This is a genomic window from Ruegeria sp. BI7, from assembly GCF_056537925.1.
This window is the reverse complement of record NZ_JBQFSK010000010.1, coordinates 61,384-85,423: the sequence shown is the minus strand read 5'-3', so window position 1 is coordinate 85,423 and position 24,040 is coordinate 61,384. Positions and strand designations below refer to the sequence as shown.

At 57.7% G+C, this 24,040-nt stretch carries 24 protein-coding genes and 1 tRNA gene; 10 read left to right on the top strand and 15 right to left on the bottom strand.

Going from position 1 to position 24,040, the window contains the following annotated elements; genetic code table 11:
- Window positions 1-119: 119 nt before the first annotated feature.
- Window positions 120-551 (top strand): ester cyclase, encoded by a 432-nt coding sequence (locus ACR0JB_RS18455; protein ID WP_170399191.1) that lies wholly within the window; start codon window positions 120-122, stop codon window positions 549-551.
- A gap of 54 nt (window positions 552-605) precedes the next feature.
- Here ACR0JB_RS18455 and ychF read toward each other — a convergent pair whose 3' ends face one another.
- Complete coding sequence (gene ychF, locus ACR0JB_RS18450; protein ID WP_480790171.1) at window positions 606-1,703, bottom strand: redox-regulated ATPase YchF; 1,098 nt, start codon at window positions 1,701-1,703, stop codon at window positions 606-608.
- Window positions 1,704-1,901: 198 nt separating this feature from the next.
- On the opposite strand from ychF, the gene ACR0JB_RS18445 reads away from it, so the two are divergent.
- From ACR0JB_RS18445 to ACR0JB_RS18415, 7 genes are all read left to right on the top strand, one after another.
- On the top strand, window positions 1,902-2,387 hold the full coding sequence (locus ACR0JB_RS18445) for an acyloxyacyl hydrolase (RefSeq protein WP_170399185.1): 486 nt from the start codon (window positions 1,902-1,904) through the stop codon (window positions 2,385-2,387).
- Window positions 2,388-2,466: 79 nt separating this feature from the next.
- A complete protein-coding gene (trpA, locus tag ACR0JB_RS18440) occupies window positions 2,467-3,258 on the top strand; it encodes a tryptophan synthase subunit alpha (RefSeq protein ID WP_170399181.1) in 792 nt (263 codons plus the stop codon).
- 137 nt (window positions 3,259-3,395) lie between these two features.
- A complete protein-coding gene (locus ACR0JB_RS18435) occupies window positions 3,396-4,577 on the top strand; it encodes an alpha-hydroxy acid oxidase (RefSeq protein ID WP_170399178.1) in 1,182 nt (393 codons plus the stop codon).
- Between the two features lie 229 nt (window positions 4,578-4,806).
- Window positions 4,807-5,463, top strand: coding sequence for a 50S ribosomal protein L25/general stress protein Ctc (locus ACR0JB_RS18430; protein ID WP_170399175.1), 657 nt, complete (start codon window positions 4,807-4,809; stop codon window positions 5,461-5,463).
- A gap of 138 nt (window positions 5,464-5,601) precedes the next feature.
- Window positions 5,602-6,282: an aminoacyl-tRNA hydrolase gene (gene pth, locus ACR0JB_RS18425; protein WP_170399171.1), complete on the top strand. Its 681-nt coding sequence runs from the start codon at window positions 5,602-5,604 to the stop codon at window positions 6,280-6,282.
- Window positions 6,283-6,364: 82 nt separating this feature from the next.
- A complete protein-coding gene (locus ACR0JB_RS18420) occupies window positions 6,365-7,528 on the top strand; it encodes a serine hydrolase domain-containing protein (protein ID WP_170399168.1) in 1,164 nt (387 codons plus the stop codon).
- Window positions 7,529-7,537: 9 nt separating this feature from the next.
- The gene (locus ACR0JB_RS18415; protein WP_170351755.1) at window positions 7,538-7,912 is read left to right on the top strand and encodes a DUF2237 family protein; all 375 of its coding nucleotides are present in this window, start codon (window positions 7,538-7,540) and stop codon (window positions 7,910-7,912) included.
- Between the two features lie 42 nt (window positions 7,913-7,954).
- On the opposite strand, the gene ACR0JB_RS18410 is transcribed toward ACR0JB_RS18415, so the two are convergent.
- From ACR0JB_RS18410 to rpsA, 8 genes are all read right to left on the bottom strand, one after another.
- On the bottom strand, window positions 7,955-9,100 hold the full coding sequence (locus ACR0JB_RS18410; protein ID WP_480790170.1) for a slipin family protein: 1,146 nt from the start codon (window positions 9,098-9,100) through the stop codon (window positions 7,955-7,957).
- A gap of 473 nt (window positions 9,101-9,573) precedes the next feature.
- Window positions 9,574-9,646, bottom strand: a tRNA-Gly gene (locus ACR0JB_RS18405).
- Between the two features lie 293 nt (window positions 9,647-9,939).
- Complete coding sequence (gene trpB / locus ACR0JB_RS18400; protein ID WP_170351757.1) at window positions 9,940-11,187, bottom strand: tryptophan synthase subunit beta; 1,248 nt, start codon at window positions 11,185-11,187, stop codon at window positions 9,940-9,942.
- 67 nt (window positions 11,188-11,254) lie between these two features.
- A complete protein-coding gene (locus ACR0JB_RS18395; RefSeq protein WP_170399161.1) occupies window positions 11,255-11,590 on the bottom strand; it encodes a hypothetical protein in 336 nt (111 codons plus the stop codon).
- A 47-nt stretch (window positions 11,591-11,637) separates the two neighbouring features.
- Window positions 11,638-12,279: a phosphoribosylanthranilate isomerase gene (locus ACR0JB_RS18390; RefSeq protein WP_170399158.1), complete on the bottom strand. Its 642-nt coding sequence runs from the start codon at window positions 12,277-12,279 to the stop codon at window positions 11,638-11,640.
- A 9-nt stretch (window positions 12,280-12,288) separates the two neighbouring features.
- The gene (locus tag ACR0JB_RS18385; RefSeq protein ID WP_170351760.1) at window positions 12,289-12,642 is read right to left on the bottom strand and encodes a lipopolysaccharide assembly protein LapA domain-containing protein; all 354 of its coding nucleotides are present in this window, start codon (window positions 12,640-12,642) and stop codon (window positions 12,289-12,291) included.
- 3 nt (window positions 12,643-12,645) lie between these two features.
- Window positions 12,646-12,930: an integration host factor subunit beta gene (gene ihfB, locus ACR0JB_RS18380; RefSeq protein WP_037310872.1), complete on the bottom strand. Its 285-nt coding sequence runs from the start codon at window positions 12,928-12,930 to the stop codon at window positions 12,646-12,648.
- A gap of 271 nt (window positions 12,931-13,201) precedes the next feature.
- Window positions 13,202-14,878, bottom strand: coding sequence for a 30S ribosomal protein S1 (rpsA, locus tag ACR0JB_RS18375; protein WP_010438032.1), 1,677 nt, complete (start codon window positions 14,876-14,878; stop codon window positions 13,202-13,204).
- A 308-nt stretch (window positions 14,879-15,186) separates the two neighbouring features.
- Between rpsA and ACR0JB_RS18370 the strand changes: the two genes are divergently transcribed.
- Complete coding sequence (locus ACR0JB_RS18370; RefSeq protein ID WP_254437470.1) at window positions 15,187-16,650, top strand: sulfatase family protein; 1,464 nt, start codon at window positions 15,187-15,189, stop codon at window positions 16,648-16,650.
- 186 nt (window positions 16,651-16,836) lie between these two features.
- On the opposite strand, the gene ACR0JB_RS18365 is transcribed toward ACR0JB_RS18370, so the two are convergent.
- Both ACR0JB_RS18365 and ACR0JB_RS18360 read right to left on the bottom strand, forming a co-directional pair.
- On the bottom strand, window positions 16,837-18,522 hold the full coding sequence (locus ACR0JB_RS18365) for a tryptophan halogenase family protein (protein WP_480790169.1): 1,686 nt from the start codon (window positions 18,520-18,522) through the stop codon (window positions 16,837-16,839).
- Window positions 18,523-18,742: 220 nt separating this feature from the next.
- The gene (locus ACR0JB_RS18360; RefSeq protein WP_170378974.1) at window positions 18,743-19,267 is read right to left on the bottom strand and encodes a hypothetical protein; all 525 of its coding nucleotides are present in this window, start codon (window positions 19,265-19,267) and stop codon (window positions 18,743-18,745) included.
- A 218-nt stretch (window positions 19,268-19,485) separates the two neighbouring features.
- Between ACR0JB_RS18360 and ACR0JB_RS18355 the strand changes: the two genes are divergently transcribed.
- On the top strand, window positions 19,486-19,965 hold the full coding sequence (locus ACR0JB_RS18355; RefSeq protein WP_170351763.1) for a YHS domain-containing (seleno)protein: 480 nt from the start codon (window positions 19,486-19,488) through the stop codon (window positions 19,963-19,965).
- A gap of 18 nt (window positions 19,966-19,983) precedes the next feature.
- On the opposite strand, the gene ACR0JB_RS18350 is transcribed toward ACR0JB_RS18355, so the two are convergent.
- The 4 genes from ACR0JB_RS18350 to metK all read right to left on the bottom strand — a co-directional run bounded on the left by ACR0JB_RS18350 (window position 19,984) and on the right by metK (window position 24,037).
- Window positions 19,984-20,601 (bottom strand): (d)CMP kinase, encoded by a 618-nt coding sequence (locus tag ACR0JB_RS18350; protein ID WP_170399155.1) that lies wholly within the window; start codon window positions 20,599-20,601, stop codon window positions 19,984-19,986.
- Window positions 20,598-21,944 (bottom strand): 3-phosphoshikimate 1-carboxyvinyltransferase, encoded by a 1,347-nt coding sequence (gene aroA, locus ACR0JB_RS18345; RefSeq protein ID WP_170399154.1) that lies wholly within the window; start codon window positions 21,942-21,944, stop codon window positions 20,598-20,600. The genes ACR0JB_RS18350 and aroA overlap by 4 nt, the downstream gene beginning before the upstream one ends.
- 68 nt (window positions 21,945-22,012) lie before the next feature.
- Window positions 22,013-22,723, bottom strand: coding sequence for a tRNA (guanine(46)-N(7))-methyltransferase TrmB (trmB, locus tag ACR0JB_RS18340; protein WP_170399150.1), 711 nt, complete (start codon window positions 22,721-22,723; stop codon window positions 22,013-22,015).
- Window positions 22,724-22,855: 132 nt separating this feature from the next.
- Window positions 22,856-24,037 carry a methionine adenosyltransferase gene (gene metK / locus ACR0JB_RS18335; RefSeq protein WP_170399147.1) on the bottom strand — a complete coding sequence of 394 codons (1,182 nt, stop codon included), beginning with the start codon at window positions 24,035-24,037 and terminating at the stop codon, window positions 22,856-22,858.
- Window positions 24,038-24,040: the final 3 nt, after the last annotated feature.

Sequence of the window (24,040 nt, the reverse complement as noted above, 5' to 3'; positions counted from 1 at the left end):
TCGTAAACTGGTGTCGACATGACTGACGGAGGAAGCCAATGACCAGACAGCTCACCGGCTTGGCAGGGCGTATTTTGACGTTAACAATACTACTGACAATTGCGGCAGGAGGAAACGTGATGGCTCAACAGAATGATAACTCCGCAGCAAAAAATCTGTCACGACAGGCTGTTGAAATGTGGGCTGCGGATTCCACTATTGACCGATCAATTTTCGCTGACGAGTATCAAAACCATCAGGCACCATTAGCAACCGGTGGAACCGGAAGCGTCGATTTGATCACCTGGACCGAAATTGTCGAGGCAAACCACAAAGCCTTTCCTGATTTAAAGGTCGAGATTTTTGGGCAGATCGCTGAAGGCGACCGGGTATCCACCCATTGGCGCTTTTTCGGGACCCAGAAAGGCGCATACCTTGGTGTGCCCGCGACTAACCGGCCAGTAAACTGGACCGGCGTTCAGATCGACCGGATCGCCGATGGAAAGATCGCGGAAAGCTGGGTTGTCTGGGACTATTTCACCCAACGGCAGGAACTGGAATCCGGAAACTAACCCCGGCGTCCAAAACGCGCCCAGTCCCAGATGGACCGGGCACACAGAGACCTCTTAGGTGTTGAACAAGAAGTGCATTACGTCGCCGTCCTTGACGATGTAGCCCTTGCCCTCAGCCCGCATCTTGCCGGCCTCTTTCGCGCCCTGTTCGCCATTTGCCGAGATAAAGTCGTCATAAGCGATGGTCTCGGCGCGGATAAAGCCTTTTTCGAAGTCGCCATGGATCACACCAGCAGCCTGTGGTGCGGCGGTGCCCGTGCGGATGGTCCAGGCGCGGGCCTCTTTCGGGCCGACGGTGAAATAAGTCTCAAGCTTCAACAGGTCGTAACCAGCTTTGATCAGACGGTCGAGACCGGGTTCCTCCAAACCCATCTCTTCCAGGAACATCTGCGCTTCGTCCTCTTCCAACAGGCCGATTTCTTCTTCGATCTTGGCGCTGATGATGACATGGGCATTGCCCTGCGCCGCGGCCATCTCGGCGACTTTCGCAGAGTATTCATTGCCGTCAGCTGCTTCTTCTTCGGACACGTTGCAAACGTATAGCACTGGCTTGGTGGTCAGCAGTTGCAACATCTTCCACGCTTTGGCGTCTTCGTCCGAGACCTCAACCAGACGCGCGGGTTTGCCATTTTCCAGCATCGCCTGCGCCTCGGCCAGCAAGCGTTCCTGCTGCTGTGCTTCCTTGTCGTTGCCTTTCAGCTTGCGCACCAGATTGGCGCGGCGCTTTTCGATGCTTTCCAGATCGGCCAGCATCAGTTCCGTCTCGATCGTGTCGGCATCGGCCACGGGGTCGACGCGGCCGTCCACATGGGTCACGTCACCATCTTCGAAACAGCGTAGCACATGGGCGATGGCGTCGGTCTCGCGGATATTGGCCAGAAACTGGTTGCCCAGCCCTTCACCCTTGGACGCGCCTTTAACCAGACCGGCGATGTCCACAAAGGTCATCCGTGTTGGGATGATCTGCTTAGAGCTGGCAATCGCCGCTAGTTTGTCCAACCGGTCATCAGGCACGGCCACGTCCCCCACATTGGGCTCAATGGTGCAGAACGGGAAATTTGCCGCCTGAGCGGCTGCGGTTTTGGTCAGCGCGTTAAAGAGGGTCGACTTGCCCACATTCGGCAGACCCACGATTCCCATTTTAAAGCCCATAGCGGCCTCCTGATGCCATTCGAGAGGTGCTTCTATGCAGGTCCGGATCAATGCGCAAGCCAGACTGCGGAAACGAGGAAAAAACCAATTTACAACATCACGAAATCGTTCGTCATTCGTGAACTTGCCCGGATTGAAATTGGCACACTAAGATCACCACGTAAGGTGTTGCAAACAAACATATAGTGAATGTGTAATATGAAGTTTACCTCTGCAATTTTGGCGCTGCTTTTGGCCGCACCAGCAGCGCAAGCTCAATCCCTTGTCTTTGGCGCAGGATTTTCAGATTTCTCGGAAAGCCAATCCGAGGACGAGGCTGTGTTCTCACTCGAATATCAGCACAGCCCCTTTCACCAGGCCTCCCGTTTTTCCGCAACATGGGGTAGTGCCCTGACTGTGGATACCGCAGGTGATATTCATATCGGTATCGGCCTGATCGGAACCTACGGGTTTGCCGAGCGTTGGTTCGTCGAAGGCAGTGTCATGCCGGGGTATTTCTCAGAGGGCGAAGGCCGCAACGATCTTGGGGGAGAGTTCCAGATTCGCACCCTGTTGGGTCTAGGATACACCTTAGAAAGTGGTAACAAAGTGTCCTTGGCGATCACCCACAAATCCAATGCCAGCACACAGGATGACAACCCGGGTGTCAATTCGGCGCTGGTGCGATATCATTTCGCATTCTGACGGTATCCCGCGGGACCGGGATTGATTTTCGCGCAAAGTTTCTGCACATCAGGTCCAAACCTGACTGCAAGGACATCCGATGACCCGTATCGACGCCAAGTTCGCCGCCCTGAAGGCCGAAGGGAAAAAGGCTTTTGTCGCCTATATCATGGCAGGGGACCCCGACTATGAGACCTCGCTTGAGGTGGTCAAGGGGCTGCCGGGCGCTGGCGTCGACGTAATCGAACTGGGTTTACCGTTCACCGATCCCATGGCAGATGGTCCGACCATTCAGGCCGCCGGGCAGCGGGCACTAGACGGTGGTATGACCCTGCAGCGGACGCTGGATCTGGCGCGGGCTTTTCGTGAAACCGATGACACCACCCCGATTGTTCTTATGGGCTATTTCAACCCGATTTACAGCCGTGGCGTCGAAACCTTTCTGGCCGATGCGCAAGCTGCCGGTATCGACGGTCTGATTGTCGTCGACCTGCCGCCGGAAGAAGATGAGGAACTGTGCCTGCCGGCCCAGGCCGCAGGTCTGAATTTTATCCGCCTGGCGACGCCGACCACCGATGACAAACGCCTGCCCCGCGTTCTGCAGAACACTTCGGGCTTTGTCTATTACGTCTCGATCACCGGCATCACCGGTGCAGCCGAAGCGCAAGCCACAAATGTCGGCCCCGAAGTGGCCCGGATCAAATCCGCGACCGACCTGCCCGTGATCGTGGGCTTTGGCATCAACACACCCGAGAAATCCAAAGCCATCGCCGGCGTTGCCGACGGCGCGGTTGTCGGCTCGGCCATTGTCAGCCAGATCGGAGCGGGAAAGCCCGTGGCCGAAGTTCTGGACTTTGTAAAAACACTATCCGACGGCGCCCATTCGGCCTGATCGACCAATCACACGATCGTATAAAACAAAACCGCGGCAAGCCACCGGCCTGCTGCGGTTTTTCGCGCCTCAGCCAATTGCGCCCTTGATGTTGCGCCAGTAGAACTATCTGACCGACCAATCAAAGGCGCAGCCCCATGCCCGTAATCACCACCATCGAAGACCTTCGACGTATCTATGAAAGACGGGTACCTCGAATGTTCTACGACTATGCCGAAAGCGGCAGCTGGACCGAGCAAACCTTTCACGACAACAGTGCGGATTTCTCGGATATCCGTCTACGTCAACGGGTGGCCGTGGACATGGCAGGACGATCGACCGCTTCGCAGATGATCGGTGAAGATGTGGCGATGCCGGTCGCGCTGGCGCCGGTTGGATTGACGGGCATGCAGCACGCAGACGGCGAAATAAAGGCCGCCAAAGCCGCTGAAGAGTTCGGTGTGCCCTTTACCCTGTCGACCATGTCGATCAATTCAATCGAGGACGTGGCCGAGCACTCGTCAAAACCGTTCTGGTTCCAGCTTTATACGATGAAGGATCAGGACTATGTCAGCCGCCTGATCCAACGGGCCAAAGATGCGAAATGCTCGGCTCTGGTCATCACGTTGGATTTGCAGATTCTGGGCCAACGGCACAAGGATCTGAAAAACGGCCTGTCTGCACCGCCAAAACTGACCGCAAAAACGATTGCGAACCTGATGACCAAGTGGGCCTGGGGCATCGAAATGCTGGGGGCGAAACGGCGTGAATTCGGCAATATTGTCGGCCATGTCGAGGGTATCTCGGATGCGTCATCCTTGGGTGCGTGGACGGCTGAACAGTTCGACCCCAGCCTCGACTGGGCCAAGGTTGAAAAGCTGATTGACCAATGGGGCGGCAAGGTTATTCTAAAGGGCATTCTGGACGCCGAAGACGCTAAAATGGCCGCGAAAATCGGCGCTGATGCCATTATCGTTTCAAACCACGGCGGGCGTCAATTGGACGGTGCGCTCAGCTCTATTCGCATGCTGCCGCAGATCATGGATGCCGTCGGCGGTGACATCGAGGTTCATTTGGACAGTGGAATCCGCTCGGGTCAGGACGTGCTGAAGGCGCTGGCTCTGGGGGCCAAGGGCACCTATGTCGGTCGCGCCTTTGTCTATGGGCTGGGTGCGATGGGCCAGAAAGGTGTCACCACTGCGCTGGACGTCATTCAAAAGGAACTGGACACAACCATGGCGCTATGTGGCGAGCGCAATGTTGGCGACTTGGGACGTCACAACCTGCTGATCCCCGAGGATTTCGGCGGCCTCTGGCTAAATACACCGCCTGCGAGCTGACCCGCAGCAGGACTACGGACTTTACAGCCGCCTCCACTGTGTCATTCAGGCCAGATGAACCCGGAATCACTTGTTCACCTGGCCCAAAATACCTCGGAGCGCGAGGCAGAGCCTCACTAAAAATTATTCGGGTGAACCCCTTTCCAAACCCAATGAATCGAGATAAGGACGCGGCTTCACGCGGGCATACAGCCTTGGAGGATGCCCGCCCTAACATTGGAGAATTATCATGGCTGGAGAGATTCCTGATCTCGTAGCTCTGGAACGGACGGGGACAGGCAAGGGCGCCGCTCGTCAAGCACGCCGCGACGGCATGGTTCCGGGCATTGTTTTTGGTGGCGATAAAGAGCCGCTGCCGATTCAGATCCCGTTCAACGTCCTGTTCAAGCGCCTGAAAGCAGGCCGGTTCAAGTCGACCCTGTGGAACCTGAAGGTTGAAGGCCACGAAGACGTTCGTGTCATCTGCCGCGACGTTCAGCGTGACGTTGTCAAAGACCTGCCGACCCACCTGGACCTGATGCGCCTGCGTCGGACCACTAAGATCGCGCTGTTCATCCCAGTTGAGTTCATCAACGAAGAAGAAGCACCCGGCATCAAAAAGGGCGGCGTTCTGACCGTTGTCCGTCCGGAAGTCGAACTGATGTGTACCGCAGGTGACATTCCTGAGAAGATCACCGTCGATGTAACCGGCATGGAGATCAACGACGTTGTCACCATCTCGGCCGTGGACCTGCCCGCAGGCACTAAGCCGACCATCGACCGTGACTTCGTGATAGCCAACGTTTCGGCACCGACCGGTCTGGCGACCGACGACGATGAGGAAGAAGGCGAAGAAGTGGCAGTTGACGAAGTTGAAGTCGTCGGCCAGGAAGAAGCAGAAGAATAAGTCCGGACCCAACAATTCGGATTTGGAAACGGGGCCTTGATCGGGCCCCGTTTTCTTTTGGCGCACATGGGCTAGAAAACCGGTGGCATTCCGTGTCATCAACCACCTGCACATGTTGCAATGCACAAGGACGAGACTATGAAATTGTTTGTCGGATTGGGGAACCCGGGATCGAAATATGCCCGCAACCGGCACAATATCGGCTTTTTGGCTGTTGACCGCATTGCCGAGGATCACGGCTTTGGGCCGTGGAAATCCAAGTTTCAGGCCGAGATCTCCGAAGGTCGGTTAGGCCGCGAAAAGGTACTGCTGATCAAACCGCAGACCTTCATGAACCGTTCTGGTCAGTCCGTGGGTGAGGCGATGCGGTTTTACAAGCTCGACTCGACCGATGTGACGATCTTTCATGATGAGCTGGACCTCGCCCCCGGCAAGGTGCGCGTCAAGGCGGGCGGCGGGCATGCCGGGCACAACGGGCTACGTTCAATCCACGAACATATCAGCCCCGCCTATGATCGAGTACGGCTGGGGATCGGGCATCCGGGCCGAAAGGAAATGGTCTCTCCTTACGTCCTGGGCGACTTTGCCAAGGCCGACGCTGACTGGCTTGACGACGTGTTGCGCGGCGTGTCGGACGGTGCAGGCTATCTGGCCGACGGGGATGGCGGCAAGTTCATGAACGCCGTCGCCCTACGCACAGCCCCGCCCCGGTCGTCAAAGTCACCGGCCGAGGCGCCCAAAGCAACCGCCAAACCTGCTGCAGAACCAGAGGTCGATACGCGCTCGGCCATGCAGAAGCTACTGGACAAGTTCAAATAAGACGGGTGACCTTGCCGCAACGTCCCAATTGCACAACGGCTTTTGGCGCGTTCCAATGCAGCATGGATCAGGGAGGCGACATATGAGATCTATGTTGAAATGGGTGCTGCGCATCGTGTTGATGCTGGTGCTGGCAGCGGTCGTTGTCGGGTTCTGGAAACGCGAAGAACTGCAACGCCTTATGGCCGTGAACTCGTTGTTTTCCGAGGAAAAGATCGTTCACAACTTCTCTCATATGAACGACGCTTTCCTGACGGTCGACTTGCCCCGTGGCGACGGGCCGACCTGGGAATTGCCTTACGGACCCGGCTTTGATCTGCCCGAGGATACCGATGCGTGGATCGAAGATCGCGCTGTCACCTCTCTTCTGGTGATGCAGGACGGGCAAATCCGGTTCGAAGAATACTATCTGGGCACCACGCCCGAGGATCGCCGGATTTCGTGGTCGGTGGCCAAAAGCTATCTGTCCGCGCTTTTCGGCATCCTGTTGGCCGAGGGCGCAATCGACTCGCTGGACGATCCCGTGGTGAAATATGCGCCGCAGTTGGAGGGCACCGCTTATAACGGCGCGTCGATCCGCAATGTGTTGAACATGGCCAGCGGAGTTACTTTCGATGAGGATTATTTCGACCCGAATTCGGACATCAACCGAATGGGTCGTGTCATCGCCTTGGGCGGAGAGTTGGACGATTTCGCGGCCTCACTGCAGGATACGTTCGCCACGCCGGGCGAGACCTGGCAATACGTGTCGATCGACACCCATGTAATCGGGATGGTCATCCGTGGGGCCACGGGGCGCAGCGTGACGGAATTATTGGTCGAAAAGATCATTCAGCCACTAGGGCTGGAACACGACGGCTATTACGTGACTGACGGTACCGGGGTTGCTTTTGTGTTAGGTGGATTGAACTTCACCACGCGCGATTTCGCACGCTTTGGTCAGATGATCCTGCAAAATGGCGTCCATGACGGCCAGCAACTGGTCCCGGTCGACTGGATCACCGAATCCGTCCTGCCCAGCGCACCGACTGCGCCCGGCGAGATCGGCTATGGTTATCAGTGGTGGATTCCCCTTGGCGCGCATGACGGTGAATTTCTGGCCCGTGGTGTGTACGGCCAGTACATCTATTTCGACCAGCCGCGCGGCGTGCTGATCGTCACAACCGGCGCAGATCGCCAGTTCCGCGATCCCGGCATCAACGAAGCAAACATAGAAATGTTCCGCAAGATCGCCCAAAGCCTGTAAGGTGGTCCTATGCAAAAACAAGACAGTATCAATGTATTGGGCGGCGTTCTCAGCCCCTGTTCCCGTGATCCGCTGACTGGTTTCTTTCGGGACGGGGCTTGCAATACCTGCCCCGAAGATCAGGGCAGCCACACGGTTTGCGCGGTGATGACGGCCGAGTTTCTGGCCTTTTCGAAATACGTTGGAAACGACCTGAGCACCCCGCGCCCGGAGTTCAACTTTCCGGGTCTGAACCCCGGTGACAGTTGGTGCCTGTGCGCCGCGCGCTTCCTGCAGGCCCATGACGAAGGTTGCGCGCCCAAGGTGCATCTTGAGGCGACCCATCAGCGGGCGCTTGAGATCATTCCGCTACGCCTTCTGAAAGAAAACGCCGCTTCAGAGTAAGCGGACCGGCCCAGGAAACCCCGGACCGGCCCTTATTCGGGATCACTCCCGCAGTTTGACAAGGTCAGACATCAGCCCTTCAGTCCCGTTATGGACCGTCAGCCGCTCGACCTTCCCGGCGATGGTTTCCAGAGCTTCCAGCTCTTTCAACCGCAGCATCACCGGGTTTTCCGCCATCACCTTCGCGGTGTTCAGTAGGGACCGCGTGGCGTTGGTTTCTTCCCGCCGCCGGATGACGTTGGCCTCAGCCTGTTTCTCGGCGGCGACCACGGCGGTCAGGATCTCCCGCATCTCCCCGGGCAGGATGACGTCTTTCAACGCGATCTCCCCCACTTCGATACCGATTCTGGCCATCTGTGTCCGCACCCGATCCGCGGCTTCGCTGTCGACGGTCACTTTCTCAGCAAGCAGCCGGTCCAGCGTCATCGCCCCCAAGGTCTTCCGGAACGCCAGTTGCAGCGCCCGGTGCAAGGCCTGATCGAAGTCCTTGACCGACCCTACCGCCGTGACCGGATCAATGACCCGGTAATCGGCAGACAGGTTGACCCGGATGGTAACCCGGTCCTTGGTCAGGATCTCTTGCCCTGTCACCTCATGGGTCCGTTGCCGCAGGTCGATCTGTTTAACCTCGACGTTTCGCCCCACTTTCCAGAAGGCATGCGCCCCAGGGTCCAGTTGATCCACCAGTACCCCGTCAACCGTCAGCAGCCCGGTATGCCCTTCGGCAACCTCGACCTGCGTCAGGTTCAGCCGCAGCCCGGCCCGAACCAACCGCTGAGCCGCCACTTTGGGAATAACCATGGTCTCGGTCAGCGCGTGATGCTCGACCTTCCACGGCCCTGCGGCCTTCCAGACCAGCGCCCGCGCTTCGGGGTTCAGCACCCGAACAGGGACCCCATCCCGCAGCAGAACCAGAACCTCGTCAGGCCCAGCCCGGAACTCGGTCAGATGCTTGGCGGCCAACTCGGGCCGGTTCTGCATCAGTGCCCGTTCATAGGGCGACACGAAAAAGAGCTTCTCCAGATCGTGCAACTCGGTCAGCACATCCTTGCGCGGCAGCCGGTGTTTCCCGGCACCCAGGATTGCATCGAACACCCCGTTGCGCAGGACCAGCATCCGCTGGGTCTCGGTCAGGGTCAGCCGCCGGTGGCCAGTCAGCCGGTCAATCAGATCTTGGAACAGTGTCATTTCATTTCTCCTTTTCGTCTCGCTCTATCGTCGTCGCAAATGCGAACTCCTTTTCATGTTTTCAGTGGGTTGCACCCCGGACGGGTGACAGGTGTGAGGCCTTCGGACGAAGGCAGGAAAGATCCGAGCATCCCCCGCGCCATGCCCCTGCGCGGGAAGGTCAGAGAGAGGGGCGCGGGACCGATGCGCCACCTTGCCCAAAGGGCTAAGCGGGGCACCGATCCGGCGGCACCGTCATCTACCCTCTGGCCCAAGACCAGAGCAGCGAAGACCCCTGCCCCGCCCGGCCAAAGCCTGGCGTTGCGCGGTGTCACCCCTGCTGGGGAACACCCGGACCCTTATGATTTTGGACCGTTTTCACGGGCCGGCGTGGAAGGCCGGTGCTGACTTAACAGCTTTGTCAAATGACGGGATTCGAACCCGTTACACATCGATTTGCGGTCGATTGCTCTCACCAGAATGAGCTACATTTGGAGCTTTGGAAGGAATTGAACCTTCGCCTACAGATGGGAAACCTGCCGCTCTATCCAACTGAGCTACAAAGCGTACCAATCCCCGGTTTCGGCCCTGGCATACGGTTTCGGCAGCGCCGTCCGCACCGAGAGAGTGATCACCTCTGCCCGCTAGGGTCCGGCCCGATGTGACCGGTAACGGCGGGTTTAGGTGAAGCCGCTGGATTCGCTCAATAATTTTTTGAGGACCGAAATCAGACCTGTGGCTGTCGCGCAACAAAATTACCCAGTTGCGCAATATTTGAAAAGGCCTGTATCTAAAAACAAAACGGCGCACCCGTTTCAGCTGCGCCGTTCTTTTCAAAAATTTCAAATTTTACCGCTTGGTCAGTCTGCGCTGCGGCCTTCGGTATCCGACATGTCGAAGTTCAGATATTTGGCCACGGTCTGTACGTCCTTGTCGCCACGCCCACACATGTTCATGCAGATCAGGTGATCCTTGGGCAGCTCCGGCGCAATTTTCATCACATGCGCCAACGCGTGGCAGGGTTCCAACGCCGGGATGATGCCCTCGGTCGCGCAGCACAGCTGGAACGCTTCCAGTGCCTCTGTGTCAGTGATCGAGACATAGTTCGCCCGGCCAATGTCGTGCAGCCACGAGTGCTCGGGACCGATACCCGGATAATCCAGACCGGCCGAGATCGAATAGCCTTCGAGAATCTGTCCGTCATCATCCTGCAGCAGATAGGTGCGGTTGCCGTGCAACACGCCCGGACGCCCGCCAGTTAGCGAGGCGCAGTGCTCCATCTTTTCGTTCACACCCTTACCACCAGCTTCAACGCCGATGATGTTGACGTCTTTGTCATCAAGGAACGGATAGAACAGACCCATCGCGTTCGATCCACCACCAATGGCGGCAATGATCGTGTCGGGCAGACGACCTTCGGCCTTCATCATCTGTTCCTTGGCTTCCTTGCCAATGATCGACTGGAAATCGCGGACCATCGCTGGATACGGATGCGGCCCCGCGACGGTGCCGATGCAATAGAACGTGTCGCGGACATTGGTTACCCAGTCGCGCAGCGCGTCGTTCATCGCGTCTTTCAGTGTGCCACGGCCAGAGGTCACCGGAATCACCTCAGCCCCAAGCAGGCGCATGCGGAACACATTCGGAGCCTGACGCTGCACGTCATGCGCGCCCATGTAGACCACACATTTCAGGCCGAATTTGGCGCAGACAGTCGCGGTTGCTACGCCGTGCTGCCCTGCCCCGGTTTCCGCGATTATCCGGGTCTTGCCCATGCGCCGCGCCAGAATGATCTGGCCCAGAACGTTGTTGATCTTATGCGCGCCGGTGTGGTTCAGCTCATCGCGTTTCAGGTAGATTTTCGCACCGCCCAGATGCTCGGTCAGGCGTTCCGCGAAATACAGCGGTGACGGGCGGCCCACATAATTCGCCCACAGGTCGTCCATCTCAGCCCAGAAGGTGGGATCGTCCTTGGCCTTTTCATATTCCTCTTCCAGCGACAGGATCAGAGGCATCAGCGTTTCGCTGACGAACCGCCCGCCGAATATGCCGAAACGGCCCTTTTCGTCGGGACCGGACATGAAGGAATTGAAAAGATCGTTGGCCATGGGTGTCTCCCTCGTCGTACCCGTTGTTCATAGGAGGTGACGACAGGATTTGCCATGGCAAAACGCATCATTCCGCCGCTTGAACATGCTGTGCCCAAATCTGTAACGCCTGCTGGTTGCTGGGCACGGCAATACAGGGAAAGTGATAGAACTGATTCACATCTGCCAGTCGATTGGCCGCTAGAACGACCTGGCGGTGGGGACCCGACTGGGCAAAGGTTAACATGGCTTCGAGGTCGTGCCAGACGCTTAGCGAGAAATACAGCCCCTGGTGTGGGAACACGCCAGCATGCAGGCACAAGGGGTCACCGCGCGCTTGTAGTAAAGCCTGACGGGCGCGCCAGAAGAACTCTGGCCCATAGTACCATCGTTTCAATGAAACTCCGCCGATCGCCGCCAGCATGATTACGTCCTCCCCTATCGGGGATACGCAGGTGTTTGCCGATCAGATCACCGGGTCGCGTCGATAAAAGCCCGGACCAATGCCGAATCCTTGACGCCGGGTGCGCCTTCGACTCCTGACGAGACATCCACCTGTCGCGCGCCGGTCATGCGGATCGCCTCGGCGACGTTCTCGGGCGTCAGCCCCCCGGCCAGCATCCACGGACGTTGCCAGTATTTGCGTCCCGCCAACAAACGCCAGTCAAACGCCAGACCATTGCCACCCGGCAATTCCGCGTTACGTGGCGGCTTTGCGTCGATCAGCAGCTGGTCGGCAACTTCGGAATAGAGATCAATCGCAGCAAGGTCTTCTGCCTCGGCCACGCCGATAGCCTTCATCACCGGCAAACCAAATCGGTCGCGAACCTCGGCCACCCGATCCGGGCTTTCCTTGCCGTGAAGTTGCAACATGTCCAGCGGTACATTGGCGGCGATCCGGTCTAATTCCTCATCCGTCGCATTCACCGTCAGGGCGACCTTGGCAACCCCGGCGGGCACCAAATGGGCCAGTTCTGCTGCGGCCGGGACCTCAAGATGGCGGGGCGATTTGGGAAAGAAGACAAACCCGACATAGCGTGCGCCAGCATCCACCGCTGCGCGCACGTGATCAGGGGCGGTCAGACCGCAGATTTTGACGGAGACATCAGACATAAAAGGGCCTCAGCTGGCCTCGTCCAACAGCGCCAGAACTTCGTCCTGACCTTCGTTCTGCTTTTTCTTGAGCTTCTTAACCTCACGCTCAAGCTTGCGCACTTCGCTCTTCTTTGCAGTCGCATCACGGCGATGCTTATGCTCGCGCAGCCATTCCCACAGGAAGCCGATGATCAGGCCCGCAACCACACCGCCCAGCACCACGACAAACAGCGGCAGCGACGTGCTGAGGTTAAAGCCCAAAAGCTCGGCAAAAGCTTCGGGCATCAGGGTCAGTTCAACCGTTTCGCGATTGGCCAGCGAGACGGAGATGAGAACGATCCCGAGGATCGCCAGAAAAGCATATCGAAGGTAGCGTATCATGCCCTAGGCTTTACCGTTCAATCGGTCCCTAAGCAACTTGCCAGTTTTGAAAAATGGAACACATTTTTCTTCGACCTGAACAGTTTCCCCGGTGCGCGGATTGCGGCCAACGCGCGCGTCGCGCTGTTTTACCGAAAAGGCACCAAAGCCACGTAGCTCTACGCGGTCACCGCGTGCCATGGCATCCGTCACTTCCTCGAACACGGTATTCACGATCCGCTCGACGTCGCGTTGATACAGATGCGGGTTTTCGTCGGCGATTTTCTGAATCAGTTCTGAACGGATCATAAGCGTTACCCTCCCAGGCGACCGGTTAGCCATCTCTATTTATTTGGACAGTATAGGAAAAAACCGTGATCGGGGGAACGTAAACTCTGTGTGCAAAGCCTTCATTTTCGCGCCAAGTCACGCGTTTTTTTGCTTGCGAGCGTGAAATTCACCGCAAAAGCGTGAACGACAGCCGGAATAAGCCCAAATTTTGGAACATATTGATTCGCAACAAAAACGGCCCCGCGCGGATACGCGGGGCCGTAAATTCGGCTAAGGCTGAGGCCCGGGCTTAGTCGCCCGATTTCAGCGCTGCACCCAGGATATCGCCCAGCGATGCTCCCGAGTCGGAGGAACCGTACTGTTCCACGGCCTCTTTCTCTTCGGCGATCTCGCGTGCTTTGATCGACAGGCCCAGACGACGAGTCTTGCTGTCAACGTTGGTGACACGGACGTCGACCTTGTCACCAACCGAGAAACGCTCGGGCCGCTGCTCTGCACGGTCACGCGACAGGTCCGAACGGCGGATGAAGGACTTCATGCCTTCGTATTCCACCTCGATGCCGCCATCTTCGATTGCGGTCACTTCGACGGTCACGATCGAGCCACGCTTCACGCCGCCCACGGCTTCGGCAAACTTGTCACCGCCCAGGGCTTTGATCGACAGCGAGATACGCTCTTTTTCCACGTCAACTTCCGAGACAACGGCTGAAACCATGTCGCCTTTGCGGTAGTTCTGGATCGCATCCTCGCCACGCTCGTCCCAGGACAGGTCCGACAGGTGAACCATGCCGTCGATGTCGCCTTCGAGGCCAATGAACAGACCGAATTCGGTGATGTTCTTAACTTCGCCTTCGACCTCGGTGCCCTCGGGGTGTGTTTCTGCAAACACTTCCCATGGGTTGCGCTGAGTCTGTTTCAGGCCCAGAGACACGCGACGCTTGGCGCCGTCGATTTCCAGAACCATGACGTCGACTTCCTGGCTGGTCGAAACGATCTTGCCGGGGTGGACGTTTTTCTTGGTCCAGGACATCTCGGACACGTGCACCAGACCTTCGACACCGGCTTCCAGCTCGACGAACGCGCCGTAGTCGGTGATGTTGGTAACGCGGCCCTGATGGACCGAGCCCAGCGGGTACTTGGCAGCAACCAGATCCCATGGATCTTCCTGCAGCTGCTTCATACCCAAGCTGATGCGGTGGGTCTCTTTGTTGATCTTGATGACCTGAACCTTGATGGTTTCGCCGATCGTCAGGATCTCGGACGGGTGGTTCACACGGCGCCATGCCATGTCGGTGACGTGCAGCAGGCCGTCAACGCCGCCCAGGTCAACAAATGCACCGTATTCGGTGATGTTCTTGACGACACCCTCGACGGTCTGACCTTCGGACAGGTTGCCGATAACTTCGGCACGCTGCTCGGCACGCGATTCTTCCAGGATTGCGCGGCGCGAAACAACGATGTTGCCACGGCGGCGGTCCATTTTCAGAATCTGGAACGGCTGCTTCAGACCCATCAGCGGGCCAGCGTCGCGCACGGGGCGAACGTCAACCTGCGAGCCGGGCAGGAACGCAACTGCACCACCCAGATCGACGGTGAAGCCACCTTTGACGCGACCAAAGATTGCACCTTCGACGCGCTGGTCGTCGGCATATGCTTTTTCCAGACGGTCCCATGCCTCTTCACGGCGGGCCATCTCGCGCGAGATGACAGCTTCGCCACGGGCGTTTTCTGCGGCGCGCAGGTAAACTTCGACCTCGTCGCCTACAGCGATTTCAGGGGCTTCGCCGGGATTTGCGAATTCTTTCAGATCAACGCGGCCTTCCATTTTGTAGCCTACGTCGATGATGGCTTGGCCGGCTTCGATCGCCAGAACCTTGCCTTTGACAACAGAACCCTCTTCGGGTGTGTCCATTTCGAAGCTTTCGTTCAGGAGGGCTTCGAATTCCTCCATGGATGCGTTAGCCATGTGGCGTTGTTTTCCTTTACATAACGTTTTTACTGGCCGAGCGGTTGTTTCCGCCGGTCTTGTTTCATGATGCCTTCGGGCGTGATCCGGGGCGCATCTGACTACACAAACACAAAGGGCCGAGGTAACCCGGCCCTGCTCAGATACGTCATCCGGACGTTGACCGCCCTTGTTCAGACGCGTGCTCTATAGCGAGTCTGCTGAAGCACTGCAAGTCAAAGCCGGAAAGCGACCCAGTTGTCGCAAGTTGAAGTCCTCCGTCGGCGAAACGGTGCTAGGTTCAATCCAGCGATCAAGGAGCAGACGATTTGAATTTTCTGGTCATAATTTCAGACGAACACCGTAAGGACGCGATGGGATGCGCTGGCCACCCGATCGTCAAAACCCCCAATTTGGATGCCTTGGCGGCGCGGGGTACGATGTTCACCTCGGCCTATACGCCGTCGCCGATGTGCGTCCCCACCCGCGCTGCGTTGTCTACCGGAGACTGGGTACACACCACTGGTCACTGGGACAGCGCGACACCCTATGCCGGGCATCCGCGCAGTTGGATGCGTCAACTGCGAGACGCAGGGCGCGAGGTCGTCTCGATCGGCAAGCTGCATTTTCGCTCGGCCGAGGATGACAACGGGTTCTCGAAGGAAATACTCCCTATGCATGTCGTTGGAGGAATCGGTTGGGCCGTGGGCCTGCTGCGCGAGAACCCGCCCGCGTATGATTCAGCCGCCGAACTGGCGGGTGATGTCGGCACCGGGTCCAGCACCTATACCGACTATGATCTAGATATCACCGCCGCATCTGAGGCATGGCTGACCGATCCGAAACGTCACGATGCACCATGGGCCGCCTTTGTGTCCCTGGTCAGCCCGCATTATCCGCTGACTTGTCCCGAGGAATGGTACGACCTTTATGATCCCGCGGATATGGACCTGCCGGTGGGCTATGGCCAAGGCCTCCCTGATCACGCAGAGCTGCAAAACATTGCGTCGTTCTTCAACTATGATGACTATTTTGATGAACAAAAGATGCACGAAGCCAAGGCCGCATACTACGGGCTAACATCCTTCATGGACGATTGCGTGGGGCGCATCCTGACAGCTCTGGCCCAAAGTGGTCAGGCCGAAAATACGGTCATTGTCTATGTTTCAGACCATGGCGACATGATGGGCGATCAGGGGTTCTGGACCAAACAGGTGATGTATGAGGCCAGCGCCGGGGTTCCGATGATCCTCGCCGGGCCCGGTATTCCCAACGGCAAGCAAGTCTCAACCTGTACAAACCTGACAGACATTGCAGCAACCGCGCGGGACGTCTGCGGTGTTCCTGATGATGCAGGCAATGCCGATCAACCGGGCGTTTCGCTTATCGATCTGGCCACGGCACCGGATGATCCAAACCGAACCGGGTTCAGTGAATATCATGACGGGGGGTCAAAAACCGGCAGCTTTATGGTGCGCTGGGACAAGTGGAAATATGTCTATTACGTTGGGCATGACCCCCAACTATTTGATCTTGCATCGGACCCGAATGAACAGACCAATCGCGCCACGGACAGAGTTAACGACCCCGAAGTTCAAGCGGCGTTGGTCGAAGGCGAACGCCGTCTGCGCGAAATATGTGATCCCGAAGAGGTCAACGCGCGTGCCTTTGAGGATCAGCGTAAGAAGATTGCCGAGCTGGGCGGAGAAGAAGCCTGTCGAACGGCATTCGTCTTCAACCACACTCCAACCCCGTCCGAGCAAGAAAAGCAGCGCGAAGGATCCGCGCTCTAGTTCAGAATTCCTCACATTTTTTTGAGAAGCTCGTATCAGCTCACATTGAAGGTCACTGCGCCCGAACTGATCCGTGTCGCCGCAATCGCGCGCCTAGAGCGTCAAAGAGCCATTCTGAGGGTAGAGATATAACACTCCACCCTCAGTTTCACCTCAAGCGCCCTCAGTAGCGAACGCAAAGAAGGTCTAGAACAGTTGCAAATCCTTCGCGCCGCTTTGGATTTCGGCAAAGTTCGGCATGTTTTGGATCGGTACGGATGATGGCGCCGCGCCCGGCATCGTAACTGTCGGCTTCGTCGCCATTGTCTTGCCGAATGCTGGTCGCTGCAACTCCCCTCGGATATCATGCAACAGCATTTTGTGATCCGGCATTTTTGTGAGGATCTGCGCAAGATGCGCTTTCGCAGTCTTCATACCCTGGAACCAAATCTGTCGCTTTAGTGGCCGCAGACGATCACGGATGCCGGTCCCGTAACCGGTATCATAAACCTGTTTACCCAATAGAACCGTTTGGTAAACGCGAAAGTTGAACAACGTCGCAAATTCGATGTCATGTTCCATTGGCAGACGATGCTGCCATAGCTCCAGGTTTTCGGCCAACCGATCCGGTATCTTCATCTCTGTCCGCGCATCGATCCAATACTGATCGTCAGTGCGGTTACCCAATCGATAGTGAAGACAGATGAACTCCAGAACCTCATCATAAAGCTTATTCATCTGCCGGTTATACCGCGTCCGCAAGGATGGCTCGATGTCTCGCGTGGGCAAGTGTTCCGCAAACCACCGCACCGCATGATCGACCATATGAATCGCCGTACTCTCTAGCGGTTCAATAAACCCGCCGGACAGGCCGATCGCCAAACAGTTCTTAACCCAGGCATTGCGCACACGCCCAATGCGCATGGGGATCACGCGCGGCGTCGCGCCCTTGCCGCTGTCACCCAGCCATTTGAGGTATTCATCCGCCGCCTGATCATCCGTGCGATGCGCGGATGAGAACACATAACCCGTTCCCACACGGTTATAGAGAGGCACCCGCCAGGTCCAACCTGCGCCAAGAGCGGTCGAGCGCGTGACGCTTTCAATCTTCTTTGGGTTGGGATGCTCAATCTGCAACGCCATGGCACGATCATTTGGCAAATAGTCCGAGTAATCCATAAACGGTTCGCCAAGCGCCTGGTTGATGATCAAGCCGCGGAACCCTGTACAGTCTATGACCATCTCGATGTCATGGCGGCCCTGGCGTTCCAACATAAGATGGCTGACGTTGCCCTGTTCATCCAGTTCGACCGATTTCACCTCATCTTGAATATGCTCCACACCGCGCTTGGTGCAGACTTTGGTGAGCATGCCGGCAAATTTCACAGCATCCAGATGATACGCATAGCCAAACCGCTGTTCGTATTCAGGCTGCCCCAACTGCCGTGCGCCTTTGCACAGACGAGCCAGATCATCATGTGGTGAGATGGACCGCGTAAAATCCCGATCCCCATTGCCAAGGCGCAAGAAATACTCGGCTGTTTCCAACCCTTCCAACAATTGGCCATGCGCAAAGGGGTTCACATAATCGATGCGATTGCCTTTGCGGTCCTTGTTCCAGTTGCAAAACTTCACACCCAGTTTGAACGACGCGTTGGTTTCGCGAAAAAAGTCCCGCTCGGAAATACCCGCCTGACGGAGCGTGACCGGCATGCGCGGCACTGTCGCCTCGCCCACACCCACTGTCGCGATATTGGGGCTCTCGATCAGGCATATGCGAGGGCGATCCTTTTCCGCTGACGTGCGTGAAAGCACCATTTCCAGTATCAGCGCGGTCATCCACCCTGCTGTGCCGCCACCGACGATGGTGATCTTGCGCAAACGATTATTCATGTTTTTTTGTCCCTGTTGGCTCAAGGGATATTATAGCTACGTGCCCATTTTTTGTGTTTTGGACTTAGATCGCAGCTTTCCCTTATGGCGTATCGAAGACTATAACAGCTTTATTGCGTCCAGCTAGGGCCTATAACACTGGGAAACTCAGACCTATCCTACAGGATTGAGACCTGTGGGGTGGGCAGGTATCATCACAGGCTCGAATCCTGAACGCTCGTCAAATCTCCTCACCTTTTTTCAGAAGATCTTCGATCAATTGTCGCTGCAATTCGTTGCTGTCACCGCCACCAAATTGAATCGCCCCTCCGGTGTAGGACGTGCCGTAAGTTGCAGCGATATTCACTGTCTGCGCCAAGCCAGAGATCAGTTGGTCCTTCTTCAAAGACGAAAGCGGATGAATGAATGTTGCCCAAACGATTCCGTTGGCAATCGCATAGCGCGCATCCAAAGCGGTGTCGAAATTGGCCTGCATCATTCTGTGCAATTCCTCTTTTGACAGTTCATCAGCACTACGAACCGCCACCATCGCACGCATGCGATCAGTGCTGATATCCGTGACGACCAGAACAGGCACATCCGACAGCGTCAAAGCAAAGCCCGGCCCCTGCGGCTGTGCCTCGGGATCAAGCGCAAAGAGGATCTTGCCCAGACGTTCATAGTCCATCGGTGGCTCGGTCTCAGGCGCATCTTGGGCCGCCAGACCTCCGGCCAGAAAAATCAACACTAGGGCTAGTCGGATCATGGCATCTCTCCTGCAGGCTACTCCTTTACAATAGGTACCTGCCTGCACCCTGACCAAACAAAGCTTAGTGAAGAGTATGTCGTGCGCCGCCACAAGTTTGAACGATCTGCAAGGTTTGCCGATCTTACTGCGATAGCCCGTTCAAAACACTGCCACTAACTTTGTTTCAGCGGTTGGCTCCCCCGCCGACCCGAACCTGAACAGGAAAGGAAAACACAATGAAATCTCTGGTTCTGACAACCCTGATCGCCACTTTGCCCCTGATCGCCGCACCGGCCTTTGCAGCGGATGAGATCAATGTCTCGAACGGCATCTCGGCTGCTGGCGCGCCCTTGGCAGCACATGGCGTCGATCTGGTGGCCCTGGTCAACGAAGGTAACCCGGTCGAAGGGTTTGCCACCCATTCCTCGACCTACGACGGGGCATCGTACTACTTCACCAGCGCCGCCAATCTCGAGGCGTTCGAGGCCAACCCCACCGCGTATCTGCCACAGCACGGCGGGTTCTGTTCCTTCGGCGTGTCTGTCGGCAAGAAATTTGATGGCGACCCGGACCAGTATCTGGTCACAGACGGCAAGCTGTATCTGTTCCTGAACGCTGAAACTCGGGCTGCGTTTCTGAAAGACGTGCCAGCCACAGCAAAAACCGCTGATGATCAGTGGGCGCAGATCAAATCCGTCGCCGTAGGCGAGCTGTAATTACCACTCCCCGCGGCGTTAGGACGTTGCGGGGCGTTTGCTTTCGACAAGAGCTACGGCCTGGGCCAAAGCAGCTTCGATACTCAGATCAGACGTATCCAACAGCACAGCATCTGCGGCAGGCTTCATCGGCGCAGCACTGCGTTCGGCATCCCGCACGTCGCGTTCGCGCACATCTGCAAGCACAAACTCTCGGGTCACATCAGCGCCCTTTGCGCGCAGTTCCAAAAAGCGGCGCTCTGCCCGTACTTCGGCACTGGCGGTAACAAACAGTTTCACTTCGGCCTCGGGGCAAATCACCGTTCCGATATCGCGCCCATCCAGCACAGCCCCCCCTGCCCGACGGGCAAAGGCGCGCTGGAAATCCACCAACGCCGCGCGCACCTCGGGGATCACTGCCACTTTCGAGGCCGCCTGCGCAATCTCGGCCGTACGCAAATCGCCTTGTTTCAGTTCTTCCGCAGTCAATGCCTGCGCCGCCTCGATGGGGTCAGTCCCGTCCAGCGTTCGGCGCCCGACCGCGCGATACAGCAGCCCCGTATCCAGATGCGCAAATCCGAACAGCGCCGCCACCCCTTTCGAGATCGTCCCCTTGCCCGCCGCCGCAGGGCCGTCGATGGCGACGGTGAAACTCATGTGCGTTGGACCTTGGCACCCAGGGCGGCCATCAGCGGCTCGAAAATCGGGAACGAGGTCGCGATTGGTCCGCCGTCATCCACGGAAACCGGAGACTTCGCACCCATCCCCATGACCATGAACGACATGGCAATGCGGTGATCCAGATAGCTTTCGCAGGTGCCGCCACCGGGGACGTTACCGATGCCCAACCCTTCGACCGACCACCATTCTTCGCCCTCATCCACGGTCACACCATTGGCCCGCAACCCGCGCGCCATGGCGTCAATCCGGTCGCTTTCCTTGACGCGCAACTCTTTCACGCCACCCATCATCGTGGTGCCGTTGGCATTGGCCGCAACCACAGACAACACAGGATATTCGTCGATCATCGAGGCCGCGCGTTCGGGCGGCACATTGATCCCCTTCATATTCGGAGAGTATTTCGCGCGCAGATCAGCGACGGGTTCGCCGCCCTCTTCCCGCTCATTTTCGTACGTCAGATCCGCACCCATTTCGCGCAATGTGGTGAACAGCCCCGCGCGAGTCGGGTTCAGGCCGATGCCCGGCACCAACACGTCCGAGCCCGGCGTGATTAGTGCCGCACATACCGGAAAGGCCGCGCTGGACGGGTCGCGCGGCACAGCGATGACCTGCGGTTTCAACTCAGGGCGGCCGGTCAGCGTGATCACCCGGCCTTCATCCGTATCCTCGACGTTGATTTCGGCCCCGAAACCGGCCAGCATCCGTTCCGAGTGGTCACGGGTGGCCTCTTTCTCAATCACAACGGTCTTGCCCGGCGCGTTCAGACCGGCCAGCAGCACCGCGGATTTCACCTGCGCCGACGGCACCGGCACCTCATATCGCACCGGTACAGGCTCTGCCGCACCCACGATGGTCATCGGCAGCCGCCCGCCTGAGCGCCCAACCGATTGCGTTCCGAACAGTGCCAGTGGATCGGTGACGCGGGCCATCGGTCGCTTGTTCAGGCTTGCATCACCCGTGAAGGTCGCTGAAATCGGGCAGGTCGCCATCGCGCCCATGATCAGCCGCACACCGGTACCCGAGTTGCCGCAATCAATCACCTGATCGGGCTCGGCAAATCCACCAACGCCCACGCCATGCACACTCCATTCACCGTCGCCGTGATCCGTGACCTCAGCCCCGAAGACACGCATGGCCTTGGCGGTGTCCAGAACATCCTCACCTTCCAGCAGGCCCGAGATTCTGGTCTCACCCACCGCCATTGCACCCAGGATCAGCGACCGGTGCGAGATCGACTTGTCACCGGGCACTTCTGCCGTGCCGGTCAACGGGCCGCAGGGATGCGAGGTCATCGGGATGGGCGTGCCGTGTCCGGACATGGGGGCTCCTGTTTTCGCTATCAGTTCAAGGCGGATTAGCGAATTGGGGCCGGTTGGTCCAGCGGCAATCAGTCTTTGCGCCGGAAGGTCAGGTAATGTGGCGTCCGGCCTTCACGCAAAGCCTTTTGTTCATAGCGGGTGGAAATCCAGTCATCCCACGGTTCGCGCCAATCAGCGGGGCGTTCGGCCAGCCATTCAAACCCGGCACGTGGAACCTCCTCCAACGTCTGGCGGACGTAGTCGGGAATGTCGGTGGCAACGCGAAAAATCGAACCGGGCTTTAGCGCGCGGGCAAGTGGCTCCAGATGTTCCTGCGTCACAAATCGCCGACGGTGATGACGCGTCTTGGGCCATGGGTCAGGATACAAAAGAAACGCCCGTGAAATGCTGGCCTCGGGCAGCACATCGAACAAATCCCGCGCATCGCCGGGATGAACGGCCAGGTTTTCGACCCCGGCCTTGCGGATCTTGCCCAGCAACATGGCGACGCCGTTGATATACGGCTCGGCCCCAATGATACCGATATCGGGGTTGCTGGCGGCCTGATGGACTAGGTGCTCACCACCGCCAAAGCCGACCTCAAGCCAGACATCTTTACCGCCGAACAGTGCCTTTAGGTCCAGCGGATGACGTTCAGGATTCGCGTCCCAATCCACCGCACCAGGCGACAAAGCATCGAGGTCTTCGTTCAGATACGTCTTTTGACTCTGCTTCAGGGCCTTGCCCTTAAAGCGGCCATAGAAGTTTCTGCGGGGACGTTGGGGTGTCTGGGTGCTCATGGCGGTGCCCATACTGCGCAGGCGGGGTCAAAGCAAGGGGCGGTCGCGTCAGTTCTGCCGACACGCCGCCCCAAATTGCATTTCCTACAATAGAGCGCGCCCGCAAGGGCGCACCGTTTCATTGTGGAACGGTCAGACTGCCGACTTCAGAGCGTCGGTCAGATCCGTACGCTCCCAGCTGAAACCGCCATCCGCATCAGGCTGACGACCAAAGTGGCCATAGGCCGCCGTACGCTGGTAGATCGGCTTGTTCAGTTGCAGATGCTCACGAATACCGCGCGGTGTCAGATCCATCACCTTATCAACGGCTTTCTCGATATCCGCATTCTCCACCTGACCCGTTCCATGCGTATCCGCGTAGATCGACAGCGGCTTGGACACACCAATCGCATAGCTCAGCTGAATGGTGCAGCGCTCTGCCATGCCCGCAGCAACCACGTTCTTGGCCAGATAGCGCGCGGCATAAGCAGCCGAACGATCCACCTTGGTCGGGTCTTTGCCCGAAAACGCGCCGCCGCCATGCGGTGCGGCACCACCATAAGTGTCCACGATGATCTTGCGCCCAGTCAGACCGGCGTCGCCATCAGGACCGCCAATCACGAACTTGCCGGTGGGGTTCACGTGCCATTCGGTATCAGCGTTCAGCCAGCCGTCGGGCAGGGTTTCAGTGATATAAGGTTCGACAATGGCGCGGATGTCGTCCGAGCTCAGCGACTCATCCAGATGCTGGGTCGACAGCACGATCGAGCTGACGCCGACCGGCTTGCCATCCCGATAGATCACGGACAGCTGCGATTTTGCATCCGGGCCCAGCGCGGGCTCAGACCCGTTCTTGCGCACCTCCGCCAAGCGCCGCAGGATCGCATGGGAATACTGGATCGGCGCGGGCATCAGCGCGGGGGTCTCGGTGGTGGCATAGCCGAACATGATGCCTTGGTCACCGGCGCCCTCGTCCTTGTTGTCCGAGGCATCAACACCCTGTGCGATATGGGCGGATTGTTCATGCAGCAGGTTCGTCACCTCGACGGTTTCATGGTGAAATTTGTCCTGCTCGTAACCGATATCCTTGATACAGGCGCGCGCGATCTCGTCGATACGGCCCATATAGTCGTGCAGTTTTTCCTGATCAGACAGACCTACTTCACCGCCAATGACGACACGGTCGGTGGTCGCAAAGGTTTCGCACGCCACGCGGGCTTCGGGTTCTTCGTTCAGAAATGCGTCAAGTACAGCATCCGAGATTCGGTCACAAACCTTATCCGGATGCCCTTCGGATACGGATTCCGAAGTAAAAGTGTAGTTCTGTCGGGACATGAA